Here is a 12799-nt window from a genome sequence, read left to right as displayed (position 1 = left end):
GATAGCCCCGCCATGACCGACACCATTCCCGATCGTCTCTCCGCCAGCCCGGACAGCCCGTATTACAACGAAGAGCTGCTCTCGCGCGGCATCGGTGTCCGTTTCAAGGGCGAAGAGCGCACCACCGTTGAAGAATACTGCATCAGCGAAGGCTGGGTCCGTCTGGCCGTCGGCAAGACGCTGGATCGCCGCGGCCGTCCGATGACGATCAAGGTCACAGGACCGGTCGAGGTCTGGATCAAGGACTCCGAAGAAGAAGCATGATGACACAGGCCGGCTCCGCACCGATCGCACCCCGCCGCATCGTCATCGACACCGATCCGGGTCAGGACGATGCGGTTGCCATCCTGCTGGCGCTGGCCTCGCCGGAACTGACGGTCGAGGCCATCACGACCGTTGCCGGCAATGTGCCTGTTGCCCTGACGACGAAGAATGCCTGCGCCCTGCTCGAACTGGCAGGCCGCACCGATATTCCCGTTTTCGGGGGCGCGGCCCGTCCCTTGCACCGCGCGCCGATCAGCGCCGAGCATGTCCATGGCGAAACGGGCATGGCCGGCGCCGATCTTCCAGAGCCGACTCTGCGGCCGCAGGCGATTGATGCCGCGACCTGGCTGGTGGACCTGCTGCGTCGTGAACCCGAGGGCGCGATCACGCTCGTCTGCCTCGGCCCGATGACAAATCTGGCTCTTGCGCTGACCCATGCGCCGGATATCGCCTCCCGGATCGCGGGAGTCGTGGCCATGGGCGGGGCCCAGCGCGAAGGCGGCAACATCACGCCGACCGCAGAATTCAATTTTTTTGTGGACCCTCACGCCGCCCGGATCGTCATGCATTCCGGCATCCCCATCACGCTCCTGCCGCTGGACGTGACGCATCGCGCCATTGCCACACCGGCCCGTTTGGCACCGATTGCTGCGGTCGGCACGCCGGTGACGGACATGGTGGTGCGGATGCTGGGGGCGGAAGATCGCTTCGAGAAGCTGAAATACGGCTGGGAGGGCGGTGCACTGCATGATCCGCTCACCATCGGCTGGCTTCTGAAGCCGGAACTGTTCTCGGGGCGCGACTGCAATGTGGAAATCGAGGTCGACGCACCTCTGTGCATGGGTCAGAGTGTTGTTGACCTGTGGAACGTAACCGATCGCGTTCCGAACGCGTTATGGATCAATGACGTTGATTCAGACGCCTTCTATTCCCTTCTGACGGAAAGACTTGCCCTTCTGGACTAGACTCTTTCCGTCGTACAATGACGTTGGAGTAACCGAACATGGCAGACCCGACCCAGCAGGATCGCTTCTCAGTCGTCATCGTTGGTGGCGGTGCCGCCGGCATTACCATTGCAGCCCAGCTCAGGCGTGAACGCGCCAACCTGTCGATCGCCATCATCGAGCCGTCCACGACTCATGCTTACCAGCCGGGCTGGACCCTTGTGGGCGCAGGCGTGATGACGCTGCCCGAAACGCTGCGGCAGGAAGGCGGCCTGATTCCGCGCAATGTCACCTGGCTGCGCGACAGCGTTGAGAGCTTCCAGCCCGAAGCCAATACCGTCACGCTGAAAAGCGGCCGTATTGTCGAGTATCGCCGTCTGGTTGTCTGCCCCGGCCTTCAGCTGGACTGGGACAGGATCGAAGGCCTGCCCGAAACGCTGGGCCGCAATGGCGTGACGTCGAACTATTCGCGTGAGACGGCTGCTTACACGTGGGAATGCATCCGGCATCTGGATGGTGGCAAGGCGCTGTTCACGCAGCCGCCCATGCCCATCAAATGCGCCGGCGCGCCGCAGAAGATCGTCTATCTGGCCTGCGATCACTGGCGCCGCGAAGGCTCGCTGCATCGCACGGAGGTCGATTTCTCGCTGGCCGGAAACGCCCTGTTTGGTGTGCCGTATTTCGTTCCCTCGCTTCAGCGCGAGATCGACTATTACGGCGTGAACCTTCATCTGAAGGAAAACCTGATCAAGGTGGATGGCGAGAAGCGTGAGGCCACGTTCCAGATCGTCGGAACGGACCAGACCGTGGTGCGCCAGTTCGACATGCTGCATGTCGTGCCACCGCAGAGCGCTCCGGATTTCGTCAAGAAAAGCCCGCTCGCCAACGATGCCGGCTGGCTGGACGTCGATCCGACCGTCCTGCGCCATAAGACCTATGACAACATCTTCGGGGCCGGTGACGTTCTGGGCACCAGCAATGCCAAGACAGCCGCCGCAGCCCGCGAACAGGCTCCGGTCGTGGTGGAAAACCTGCTGGCCTCGCTCGATGGCCGCCCGCAGATGGGCAGCTATGACGGTTATGGCGCCTGCCCGCTGACAGTGTCCTATGGCAAGGTCGTGCTGGCCGAGTTCCTGTATGGCGGCAAGGTGGCGCCGAGCTTCCCGTATGACCAGCGCAAGCCCAGCCGCTTCGCCTGGTTCCTCAAGACGGAAGTCTTCCCCCGTCTGTACTGGTACGGAATGCTCAAAGGCTACAACATCAAGGTCAAGCACACGCCCAAAGAGACGGGCTGACCTTTTCCTTTACCGGGAGCTGGAACCGGAAACGGGGCGGATGAAAATCCGTCCCGTTTTTTTGTGCCTGCGTGTGGGACGACAGACAAAAAAGAGGGGCCGAAGCCCCTCTTTTCCAGTGTCCCGTCTGATCGAAGGATCAGAAATGAACGCCGAGGTTCATCTGGAAGGAACGGCCGATGATCGCATCGTAGTAACGCGTCAGGCTGACCGTACCGGGATACTTCGGCAGCGCGTTCGTGATGTTGTTGACCATAAAGTTGGCGCTGAAATTCTTGGTGATCTCGTAGCCAAGCGTCAGGTTGAACATGGCGAAGGACGGACGCTTGTTGGCAAAGTACTGGGTCGCAGGGACCTGGACCGCGTAGTGGGACGGACCATACCAGAGGGTCTGCCACTGAAGGGTGAACGGACCACGGATATAGTTCGCGTTAAGCGTGAAGTTGTCGTTGGGCGAGCCCGTCGTGCCGGTCAGCAGATAGGTGTTGCCGAGATAGCTCTGCTGGCTCTTGAGATAGTGGACATAGTTTCCGGTCAGGCCGATTTCACCAGCCGAGGACGGCAGGCCAAAGCGTGACAGCGGAGTGTTGTATTCGATATTGGCCTGCAGAGCCTGCGTCTCGTAGTTGGCGATGTTGTAATAGCCGGCCGTGAAGTTCTCGAGCTGGCCATCCGCTCCGCGTGTGAAGGCGGCGCAATAGGCATTGCTCGGACCATAGGACGTCGAGTCGTAGCAGCCGTCCATGATGTCCTGGGCACCAAGAGACGTGATCGCGTTGTTGATCTTCACGTCCACGAAGGAGCCGCGGAAGTCGAAACCGCGGATGAAGTGCGGACGAAGTTCCAGGGTGCCGGTGTAGCTGGTGGAGACTTCGTTCTTCAGCTTGCTGTTACCGCCGGTAGTTCCCTGCACGGTGAAGTTGTTGAAGTTGGATTCGAACGGCTGCTTGATTCCGGCCTTGGCGCAGTTGGCCGCACGGACGGCGGGGTTCGGGCCGGAATTGAGGCCAGCGGACGAGCAGGGATCGATACCGTCTTCATAGTCCGTGCTCTGCGGCGCGAACAGTTCGGTGACGGACGGGTTACGGACAGAGCGGGCATAGTTGCCGCTCAGGCCGATGTCCTGCGTCGGCCACCAGGCTCCACCGAACATGTAGGTCCAGTAGCCGCCGGTCATGCTGTTGTTGATGTAACGGCCGTTCGCCGTGGCGGACAGGCTGTAGACACCGGGGACGTGCATGTTGGGCGAGACCAGCGGAACATCAAGTTCGCCGAAGACTTCATGCGTGTGATACGCGCCACCCGTGGGCGGAAGCGAGGTCGAGCTGCCGTACTGCAGGTACGAACCGTCGTCCTGTTCCCAGCCGCGGGAGAAGGCACCCGGGTTGAAGCGATAGCCTTCGCGGCGATGCTCGTAACCGATATCCCAGCGCACGTCGCCAGCGGGAAGACGCATGACCGTGCTGGAGATTTCGGCCTGGATGTCACGCTGTGCGTTCGCGTTCTTCTGATGCGCGTCCGCCGTGATGTAGTTGACAGCCGCAGGCGTGGACTGACCCGAACCAAACGGATTGAACGGTGCGCATGTGGAACTGCGGGTCTTGACGGGTGCGCTGGTGTAACCGGGCGAGCAGATGATGTTGCCGCCGGCATCAGTCGTGACATTGAGCGCGTTGATCAGGTTCTGTGCCACAATGGACGGCTGCCATGTGTCGTTCAGATAACGGCTGTATTCACCCGTAACTTTCCAGTTGAAGTGACGACCTACGGCATCGAAGTCACCGTTCAGACCACCCTGGAAGCGGTACATCTGCATTGTCGTCTGATACATGCCACCATCGAGATCCTGGTTCAGGCGCGACATGTAGAATGTATCGGTGGGAAGACCTTTGGCGGCGAGGGCGTTCGTGATTGTCGCCCGTTCAGCAGCCGTCAGGAACGGGTTGTTGGTGCTGAGCTGGTAGGCTCCGGTGACCGCACCGTCATTGTGGTAGTTCTCCAGCGTCAACGGCTCGTTGAACGTCGGCGTCGACCACGTACCCTGTGCGACTTCGCTTGATGCGGTGCCACGTGCGTACCAGCCCTGCCACGTCGCGTGGATGTGGTCGGTGATGTCGTAATGACCGAGCAGGGTCAGGTTCAGCTTCTGGGTCGGGGCGTAAAGCTGGCCGTAATCCTGAAGTGCAGTTCCGTTGCCGCCCACAACCGTTGTCGGGCTCTTGGTAGCGTAGTTCCACGTCATCGGGACGAGGGACTGGCCATTGCTGCTGAACATCAGGGGCTGGCCAGCGGCATTGGAAATGCCGTCCACAACCTTGCCGCCATAGATTGGCGGATGGCCGCCGGTCAGCTGCGGAACACCGGTGACGGATGCGATGACGTTACGGGCGCTGCGAGCGAAATCATAGGTGTAGGGCGACGTCGAACCAATGGGCTCACGAACATAGGTCGTGGCATTCCGGCCGGTCAGGTTGATCCGGTCATTGTCGAGCATGCCGCCGCTATTGCGGTATTCGACGTCGAAGACCATGCCACCCTTGCCGTGATCGAAGTCATGCCCGACCTTGAAGGTGATCTTCTCGCCGGGGGCATCCAGCTTCTGGCTCCAGTTGCCCTGGGCATTGAAGTCCACGCCGGTGAAGTGGTCGTCAAGCTGGTAGTTGACCACACCCGCCACGGCATCCGCACCATAGGCCGCGCCTGCGCCGCCCAGCTTGGTGTCCACGCCCTTCAGCAGGGATGTCGGAATGGCGCTGATGTCCACCTGCGAGCCCGAACCCGCGCCGTAAAGGGAGGCCGTTTCACCGCCAACCATACGCATGCCGTCGATCAGCGTCAGGGTGCGCTGGCTGCCGAGGTTCAGGAGCGAGGTGTAGGACTGGCCGGCACCAAAGCTGCCCTGGCTGCCGATCGGCGAGTTGTCGCCGATACCGAAAGCCGGGTTTTCACGCATCAGCGCGATGCCGATATCGGTGTAACCGCGCTTCTTGATCTGGTCGGCGCTGAGCGAGGTGCCCGCCATGACATTTGTCAGGCGCGTCTGGGACAGACGTGTACCGGTGACCGTGACGACTTCAGCTGAACCCGAAGCTTCGGTTCCCTGCTGCAGCACTTTGCTGTTCGTCTGGGTGACCGGAGCGGCCGCCGTAGCTGTTGCAACCGGTGCCGCAGTCGTAGCGGCAGGAGCTGCAGCAACCGGCGTCGCCTGGGCTACAGATGTCGTCGCAGCCTTTGCCGGAGCTTTTTTCCTGGCTGCGCTCTTGTGAGCGGAAGCGTGTTTTGCGGGCGTGGTCGTGGTGGTCTGGGCGTGAGCACTGACACTTGGCAGGACACTGTAGGAAATGCCGGCCATCAGGAACATCCGGACAAGCGTCCGGGGTGCGGGAGCGCGTCTTTTCAGTGAGTGGTGCACAGAGGTGGTCATCGCGGCCGTTGTTCCTTTTCGATGAAGGTCGCAAGTAGATTTTATCTCTGGCGATATTTTCATCGGAAATCGAAACGGTGCGCAATGATTTTGCCACAGGAATGCAACACTCATGTCACATGTCATTAAAGGCGTTGCGCTTATGTCACATTTCTAATTCCTGAGAGAATTGTGACAAGATAATTCAAGTAATATACTTAGAATATAATATATACTCCTGAATATATATTGTGTAGTAAATAGAGGAAATCAGGATATTGCCTGAGGATAATTTTGATATTGCGGAAGTAATTTTGTTAAAAAAATAAACAAATGTTTTGCATTTAATTTTTAAATATTATTCTATAAATCTATGACGTATCTGTATTTTAATTTCCTGCCCCATCGAATGTTCTGAGCGGCAATTATAATACCGGTATCGTAACTTAGTAACGGTTTGTCATGGTATTTTTCCGGGTTTTGTAACTGACCCGGCGAAGCTGAAATCCGAAAAAATGCTCCCCGACCTTTTCGCGGATTATTCACGATATGGAGGAGCGGGCAGCAGCTTCAGGAGAGGGTGGTATGCCATCCGAGCGTGGCGATCTGTCAGAACGGGTCTTCCGGAACGCCGAATCCGGGCGGTCGATCCGGATTCGGCTTGTTCCGATCGGACACCGATCACCAGAAGCCCTTTAGTGGAAACGGCAGGGCTGATCCACGGTCGGCTGTTCATCGGTCTGTATGACCATCAGGGTAACGGGGCCGTCTCCGACATTGCCAGCAAAATGCCCGACATGGCCCTTGGCGTCCTTGCGGCTCATCTGGTCCTCACCAAGGGAGACCTCTCCCGGACCCATGACAACCTTCTTTCCGTCCATGGCTGTCACATACCATGAACCCTGCAGCGGGATGATCCACTGCACTTTCGGGTCCGGATGCCAGCTTCCATCCCAGTGTGCGGGCTGCACGGTGGAGATGATCTGCGCGTTGCCTTCATGAACATGGTCCTGCCATTGCGGCCCTGCCGGCTTGGACATGGATTTCAGGTCATAGTTGTGAAACGGACAGCGGGTCATGTGGCTGATGCCGTCATGGTCCGTCCAGTTATGCCAGTACCAGGCGGTTGGCGGGGTCGGATCGGCCGCGTGTACCGGCCCGAAAGTTGCTGCTGCCAGAAGGGCTGCGGCGAATGGGAGGAAGCGGGTCATGCATCAGATCCTTCGCGCGGGGGTGGCTGGTAGCGGTCCATGGGGGCGATGTCGTTGAAGCGTTCCTGATGGGGGGTGGAAAGCAGCTCCACGATCATGCCCCAGGGGGTGCGGCCGTAGCAGAACATGTTCCCCGGCGCGGCTTCGAGGGAGGGCTGACCCTGCGGTTCGGTCAGGAGCGCGCCGCCGGCTTCCCGGAAACGGTGACAGGCGGCGTGGATGTCATCGACATAGACCGCGAAATGCTGGAGGCCCCAGTCGCAGAGGCGGGCGGCCTCGCGCTGGTCGGGGCCTTTCATTTCAAACAGCTCGATGCCCGGGCCATGTCCCAGCGCCATCATGCACATTTCGACCACGACGGTACCTGCGGGCAGGCCGAGGATCTTTTCCGTCTGCGGGCCTTTCTGTGGCTCGGTGCGGGTAACGTTGCGATAGAGCGCAACCGCGCCAAAGGCTTCTTCCAGAAAGCGGATGGCAGCTTCGATGTCCGGGACGGTGACGCCGACATGGTCAATGCCGCGCGGCAATCCTGAATGATCTGTGCTCAAGATGAGATCCTCCGTTGTGGAAGATCTCAACCCTTGAGGAAACGCACGGTTGCCATAATGCCTGTCACATTGCTGCAAACCGTGTCAGGGCGGTTCAGGCCTCGTCGATCGGGCGTTTGGGCAGCAGGGCCGGCACGAAGACCAGCGTGCAGAGCAGCGTACAGCCGAGCGACATCAGAAGCAGACGCCCCATGCTGGCCGTACCCGGATGGCCGGAGCGGGCGAGCGAGCCGAACGCCGTGGCGGTCGTCAGGGCGGAGAACAGCACCGCCCGCGCCGTGGGAGAGGTGAGCGGACCCTTCACACCCTCGCGCCAGTTCATGACGAAATAGATGTTGAACGACACACCCACGCCCAGCAGCAGCGGCAGGGCGATGATGTTGGCGTAGTTCAACGTCTCCGGCACCGTGACGACCAGAATGACCGTCAGCAGGGCGGACATCAGCAGCGGCGCCATGACAAGAGCCGCATCCAGCAGACGGCGCAGGACGACCAGCAGGATGATGGCGATCATGATGAGCGCGCAGATGGCCGCGACCGTGAAGGCATGGACGATCGTGTTGGCGCTCTCCGTGATTTCCATCGCAGGGCCGGCCACGTCCGGGTTAACGGAACGCAGCTCCCTGACGAAGCGGTGCAGCACCGGCGTCTCGGACATCTGGCCCTTGGGATGGATGGTCAGGCGGGCGCGGCCGTCAGGCAGGACATAGTCCTGACGCACATCCTGTGGGATGCTCTCCATCGTGACCGGCGTGGGCTGGAGCGCCGTGCGCAGCATCGATAGCTCGTCCGGCAGGAAGCGCGTCAGGGACGTGCTGGCCTGAAGCAGCGTGTTGTCCTGAGCCGTCGAGAGCGTGTGCAGGGCCTGACGGATCTTTTCCAGCGGGGCGGGCAGCTGATCCTTCACGGCATCCAGTTTCTGCGCGGCCGTGACGGCGGCAGCGCGGATGGCCGCAGCGTCCGGTGCCGGTGCCGGATTGGCGACCGTGATGGTCGGCAGCAGGATGGAGGCTGTGTCCTCGATCATGGCCAGCTTGGTCTTCTGATCATCGGGGACCAGAGCGCCGAGCCAAAGCACGTCATGCACGCTCGGCAGCTTCGAGAACGCTGCGGCCTGTCGGGCGGCTTCCGTCAGGTTCGGGGTCAGGACCTGTGCGCTGTAGGGCGTGGTGAGCGGGTTGGCTTCCAGCAGATGCAGCGCGCGCATGCCCTCGGTGTTGGGATCCTTGGTATGCAGCGGATCAGCATCGAACTTCAGGAGCGGCATGAGAGCCAGCCCCACAACTCCCAGAAGCGCGAAAACGCCGACGACCTGGCGGCGCTTGTGTCGCAGAAACGCGTCAGCGGGCGCCATGAACGCAAAGCCCGGCGTGCCATTGCCCAGTTTCGCATGGAAAATAGACAGCAGTGCCGGCAACAGCGTCATGGTGCAGAAAAAGGCGATCAGCATGCCGAAGCCTGCGATCAGGCCGAGCTGTGCCACACCGATGAAGCTCGTGGGATAGAATGCCAGAAAGCCCGCGGCTGTTGCGAGGGCAGCGACAAGGATCTGCGCACCGCTTTCCTGACCCGTCAGGATGATGGCGTCATGCAGGGACGGGTGCGAGCCGTCCGGGTTGCGCTGTCCACGCAGGCGCACACTGTACTGGATGGCGAAATCGACCGCGATGCCGACGAAGAGGATCGCGAAGGCTACCGAGATCAGGTTCAGCTCGCCGACCGCCAGAGCCGCAAAGCCTGTCGTCAGGAGCAGGCCGCTGATGAGGGTCAGCAGGATGGGGATGATGACGCGCGGGGAATGGACCGCAAGGATCAGCCAGACTGCGACGAGAACAAGCGAGATGATGAGGCCGAGCACCATGCCGTGTGCGACAGTGGAGAACTCTTCGTCAGACAGCTTCACTTCGCCAGTGATGATGCCCGAAGCTTCCTTCGTCTTCACGAATTCGAGATTGTTGATCGCCTGGCGCATGGCGGTCGTGGCGCTCTCGCCGGGCTGGAAGGAGCTGTAATCGAGCTTCGGCTGGGTGACGACGAACTCGTATTGCGAGCCCAGTTCGGCGAGCTTGCCGATCAGCAGGTTCTGCCAGGACATGTCCTGCGGGTGGCCGTTTGCCGCTGCGGTCAGGGAATTGGCGAAACCGTCCAGCGCGCCGTTGAAGCCGCTCGGGATGCCCTGTCCGGCCTTGATGCCTTCACCGATCAGCCCCAGCGCGCCGAACAGCCCGCGGGCAGACGGATCAGCCGCCAGCGTGCCCAGGAAGGGCTGTGCGGAGACGATCGAATCCAGCAGGGGCTCCAGATCCTTCGTATCAAGGAACAGGAAGCCGTGACTGTTATAGAAGGCATTGTCGCCGGGCAGACTGACCGTCTTGAAATGGGTATGATCCTGCGAGAGCGTCGCGGCAAGCTGTCGTGCGGCCAGCCGGCCCTGTTCGGGGATACGGCTGTCGATGATGGCGACAAGCTGGTTGCTGTCCTGCGGGAACAGGCGCGTCAGCTCCATGCTCCGCTTTTTCCACGGCAGGCTGTTGGCAAACATCTTGCTCGTGTCAGTGGTCACGCTGATCCGCGTGATACTTAACGCAACGCAGCCGGCACAGAGCAGTGCGAACAGGGCCAGAACGAGGGGCGCACGACGCGCGCAGACGGCATTCAGCCGACCGGTCAGATCCGAAAACATGGGGCCTACCCTTAACAGAACGGGCAGCGTTTCCCTACCCCATCCTGACATTTCAGCGATCCTGAGGCAGAAGGAAAGCCATGACATGGACTCTTCCCGGCCTCGCGACCTATGAAAGTGTGATTCGTAACAGTGTTTTCCGCGCTTCCGCGGCCCCCGTGGAAGACGAAGCTGCCGCCATGACCTTCTTTCGCGAGGTCGCCGTCCCGGACGCCACCCATAACTGCTGGGCCTTCAAAACGGGCCAGCGCTTCCGTTCCAGCGATGATGGAGAGCCCGGAGGCACGGCAGGGCGTCCGATTCTGTCTGCCATTGAAGGGCAGGATTTCGACAACGTGATGATCGTCGTCACGCGCTGGTATGGCGGTGTGCAGCTCGGGGCTGGGGGGCTCGTGCGGGCCTATGGCGGGGCGGCGTCGGCGTGTCTGCGCGAGGCGGAGCGGATCGAGCGGATCGAAACCGTGCCCCTGAGGTTTCACTGTCCGTTTTCGAGCTTTGCCATGGTGGAATCGAAAATCGAGGGCTGGCGGGCAAGCCGGACGGAATGTGAGTTCGATGGGGAAGGGGCCTGGATGACGCTGGCTGTCCCTGTGGAAGAGGCCGATGCCATCATGGACTGGCTGCGGGATCGGACGCGGGGGCAGATGGACATCACGCGGCTGGATTAAAACTAAATAGAATAGTTTTTATTATTTAAAACTATGACGATTGATGTTTTTGCAGCTCTGCATAATGTTCTGCGAACCCCGTCTGGAGTTCTCAGGCTATGTCGCGTCATCATTCGTACAGGAACCGCTCTCTCTTTGCCCTGATGGCGCTGGATATCTGCATGCCCCGGCTGTCCGTGGCAGCCGGAACGCCGGTATCGGCCACGCCGACTACGCAGACGGAAGAGTGGATTCACGTCCCGTCCACGGAACGGCCACCCATCCAGAACTATCCCCATGCCGGTGTCGTGGCACAGCCGCGTCGTGTCGTGGCCAGTCAGAACCATGCGCCGCAGGGGCGTCAGGGTCCGTGGGGCGCGTTCAGTTACGGCAACGGCGAGTCCGCTGGGTTTGGGCCGGTTGGCCGTTATGGTGTGGCGCCCTGGGCGGAAGACTGGAGCTTCCTGCGGGATAAAAGCCGCCGGGACGATCCGTTCGATCCGCTCAAGTTCATCGCTCTGAATGATGCAAAGACGATCTGGCTGTCCTTTTCCGGCGAGACGCGGCTGCGCAACTGGTACGAGGAGACGCCCTTTCTGGGAAAGAAGGGCGGCAGCAATTCCGGCCGTTTTGGCGTGCGGAACCTGTATGGCGCGGATCTGCATTTAGGTGAGCATGTCCGGCTGTTTGGTCAGCTCATCAACGCGGATGCCGCGGGCTGGAAGGGCTTTGGCTACAACACGACGTATCGCAAGCGGCTGGACCTTCAGCAGGCTTTCATCGAATTTAAAGGCAAATTGGCGGGCGCGCAGACCGGCTTCATGTTCGGCCGTCAGCAGTTCCTCGATGCGCCGTCCTATGTCCTATATAACCGCGAGACGCCCAACGTGCCGCTGTCGTGGAACGGTGGCCGTATCTATGCGATCTGGCCGAATATCCGGGTCGATGCGTTCGATTTCGTCCAGACCAAGACGGATGCGACCCTGATGTTCCACGACAAGGAAGATTACGGTACGCGCCTGTATGGCGGTGACATTACGGCTCTCGTGCCGCAGTTCTCCATTGGCGGGGAAACGGTCCATTCATTTCTGGACATCTTCTATTACGGGTACCGCTATGGTGGCAGCCTGTCGGTCGTGCCACTCGTCTCAGGTTCAATGAAAGGCACGTCCTCACGCGGGAATGTGGGATTCCGCTGGTATGGCACCGCCGCGTCCTTCGAATATTCGTTCGGTGGTCTCTATCAGGACGGGACGTTCCAGAAATCTGGCAGCGAGCACAAGAGTTCCGTTCAGGCCTATTCGGTCAATACGATCGTGGGATACCGCCATACGCCGTCGCCGCTCCACCCCTTCATCGGCGTGCAGGCGGATCTGTATTCCGGCGGGGCCGATGGAACGAACGGACCGGTCCGGACCTATATGGCGCCCTTCAATCCGCAGACGAACTATCTGGACACCACGACCTATATCCAGCCGTCAAATCTCGTCAGCCTCTCGCCGGTTTTCAGCGTCACGCCCTGGAAAGGCTTTGCGAGCATTCAGTTCAAGGTGCCGTTCATGTGGCGGGAAAATGCGGATGGTGCGATCTGGAATTCGTCCGGCCCGTACACATTCTCGAAAACCTATCACGGCGGCTATATCGGCGTGGTGCCGCAGGCGTCGCTCAAGCTCCAGCTGAACCGGCACCTGACCTGGCAGATCTATGGGGCACGGTTCATGGCCTCAAACGGGCTGCATGCGGCGGGTGGCAAAAGCGGAAGCTATGCCCAGTCCAATGTCGTGTTCCGGTTCTGAAAGCAGTT

Annotated in this window: 9 protein-coding genes; 5 read left to right on the top strand and 4 right to left on the bottom strand. The window is 60.4% G+C overall.

Annotated features, from left to right (window positions below):
• The first annotated feature begins 12 nt into the window (after positions 1-12).
• From HKD24_RS07970 to HKD24_RS07960, 3 genes are read left to right on the top strand one after another with little or no spacing between them, the layout of a single operon-like run.
• Positions 13-264: a DUF3297 family protein gene (locus HKD24_RS07970; protein ID WP_041112680.1), complete on the top strand. Its 252-nt coding sequence runs from the start codon at positions 13-15 to the stop codon at positions 262-264.
• Positions 261-1229 carry a nucleoside hydrolase gene (locus HKD24_RS07965; RefSeq protein ID WP_194259813.1) on the top strand — a complete coding sequence of 323 codons (969 nt, stop codon included), beginning with the start codon at positions 261-263 and terminating at the stop codon, positions 1227-1229. The genes HKD24_RS07970 and HKD24_RS07965 overlap by 4 nt, the downstream gene beginning before the upstream one ends.
• A 38-nt stretch (positions 1230-1267) precedes the next feature.
• Complete coding sequence (locus tag HKD24_RS07960) at positions 1268-2503, top strand: NAD(P)/FAD-dependent oxidoreductase (protein ID WP_194259812.1); 1236 nt, start codon at positions 1268-1270, stop codon at positions 2501-2503.
• 139 nt (positions 2504-2642) lie between these two features.
• Here HKD24_RS07960 and HKD24_RS07955 read toward each other — a convergent pair whose 3' ends face one another.
• The 4 genes from HKD24_RS07955 to HKD24_RS07940 all read right to left on the bottom strand — a co-directional run bounded on the left by HKD24_RS07955 (position 2643) and on the right by HKD24_RS07940 (position 10348).
• Positions 2643-5927, bottom strand: coding sequence for a TonB-dependent receptor domain-containing protein (locus HKD24_RS07955; protein WP_194259811.1), 3285 nt, complete (start codon positions 5925-5927; stop codon positions 2643-2645).
• A gap of 674 nt (positions 5928-6601) precedes the next feature.
• Positions 6602-7117: a cupin domain-containing protein gene (locus HKD24_RS07950; RefSeq protein WP_194259810.1), complete on the bottom strand. Its 516-nt coding sequence runs from the start codon at positions 7115-7117 to the stop codon at positions 6602-6604.
• On the bottom strand, positions 7114-7665 hold the full coding sequence (locus HKD24_RS07945; RefSeq protein WP_194259808.1) for a VOC family protein: 552 nt from the start codon (positions 7663-7665) through the stop codon (positions 7114-7116). Before HKD24_RS07945 ends, HKD24_RS07950 begins: the two co-directional genes overlap by 4 nt.
• 94 nt (positions 7666-7759) lie before the next feature.
• On the bottom strand, positions 7760-10348 hold the full coding sequence (locus HKD24_RS07940; RefSeq protein WP_194259806.1) for an MMPL family transporter: 2589 nt from the start codon (positions 10346-10348) through the stop codon (positions 7760-7762).
• Between the two features lie 80 nt (positions 10349-10428).
• Between HKD24_RS07940 and HKD24_RS07935 the strand changes: the two genes are divergently transcribed.
• Positions 10429-11016, top strand: a complete 588-nt coding sequence (locus tag HKD24_RS07935) for an IMPACT family protein (protein WP_194259805.1) — start codon at positions 10429-10431, stop codon at positions 11014-11016.
• Positions 11017-11114: 98 nt separating this feature from the next.
• Complete coding sequence (locus HKD24_RS07930) at positions 11115-12791, top strand: alginate export family protein (RefSeq protein ID WP_194259803.1); 1677 nt, start codon at positions 11115-11117, stop codon at positions 12789-12791.
• The last annotated feature ends 8 nt before the right edge of the window (positions 12792-12799 follow it).

It is taken from the genome of Gluconobacter vitians (assembly GCF_015244565.1).
Lineage (GTDB): Bacteria > Pseudomonadota > Alphaproteobacteria > Acetobacterales > Acetobacteraceae > Gluconobacter > Gluconobacter vitians.
This window is presented reverse-complemented; position numbering and strand designations above follow the sequence as displayed.

What these genes read in the sequence shown, in the direction of transcription:
- HKD24_RS07970 (WP_041112680.1), top strand. Translation starts at nt 13, where the DNA reads ATGACCGACACCATTCCCGATCGTCTCTCCGCCAGCCCGGACAGCCCG.
- HKD24_RS07965 (WP_194259813.1), top strand. Translation starts at nt 261, where the DNA reads ATGATGACACAGGCCGGCTCCGCACCGATCGCACCCCGCCGCATCGTC.
- HKD24_RS07960 (WP_194259812.1), top strand. Translation starts at nt 1,268, where the DNA reads ATGGCAGACCCGACCCAGCAGGATCGCTTCTCAGTCGTCATCGTTGGT.
- HKD24_RS07955 (WP_194259811.1), bottom strand. Translation starts at nt 5,927, where the DNA reads ATGACCACCTCTGTGCACCACTCACTGAAAAGACGCGCTCCCGCACCC.
- HKD24_RS07950 (WP_194259810.1), bottom strand. Translation starts at nt 7,117, where the DNA reads ATGACCCGCTTCCTCCCATTCGCCGCAGCCCTTCTGGCAGCAGCAACT.
- HKD24_RS07940 (WP_194259806.1), bottom strand. Translation starts at nt 10,348, where the DNA reads ATGTTTTCGGATCTGACCGGTCGGCTGAATGCCGTCTGCGCGCGTCGT.
- HKD24_RS07935 (WP_194259805.1), top strand. Translation starts at nt 10,429, where the DNA reads ATGACATGGACTCTTCCCGGCCTCGCGACCTATGAAAGTGTGATTCGT.
- HKD24_RS07930 (WP_194259803.1), top strand. Translation starts at nt 11,115, where the DNA reads ATGTCGCGTCATCATTCGTACAGGAACCGCTCTCTCTTTGCCCTGATG.